We start from the raw sequence: 630 nt of genomic DNA on the forward strand, positions 1-630 counted from the left end.
TAGTACAGAATCTGTCAGCGGAGTGCGGGTGTACCAGGGAGAGACGGCATTCACCCTGATGTTATCCCGGGCCCATTCTACCGCCAGACTTCTGGTTTGCTGCAGGAGTCCGGCTTTGGCCATGGCATAGGGTGTACCGGTGCCTACGTCCTGAGTGGCGGCAGAGGAAGCTACATTAATGATCTTTCCGTTGCCTGACTTCTTTAAATAGGGATAAAGTTCTCTTGCAAGAAGAAAGGGAGACATGAGATTAGTCTCTACAACCTGCCGGTATTCCTGTTCAGAAAAGTCCATCGCTTTCTTGCGGATGTTTATTCCCGCGTTGTTTACCAGGATGGTTACTGCTTTCCAGTTATTCTCGGCCCAGCTAAAGATCTTACGTCTGTCATCGGCCACAGTGACGTCGGCAACTATGCCTTTTACCGCATGTCCTGCGGCAGTGAATTCATCTTCTACTTTCAAGATATCATCGGCATTTCTTCCGGTATAGAGCACCTCGGCTCCGAGTTTTAAAAATTCTTCAACCGTCGCGCGACCGATTCCTTTAGAGCCGCCGGTGATTATTGCTGTTTGTCCTTTTAAGTTCCACATTTTTTAAATGATTAAGGTTTAATGTTTAAGGATTAATTT

At 47.0% G+C, this 630-nt stretch carries 1 protein-coding gene; it reads right to left on the reverse strand.

From position 1 onward, the window contains the following. Nucleotides 1-591 (reverse strand): SDR family NAD(P)-dependent oxidoreductase (locus HC175_RS16265; protein WP_168139441.1); only part of this gene is annotated, 591 nt, incomplete at its 3' end. Nucleotides 592-630: the final 39 nt, after the last annotated feature.

The sequence above is a fragment of the Salinimicrobium oceani genome, from assembly GCF_012037645.1.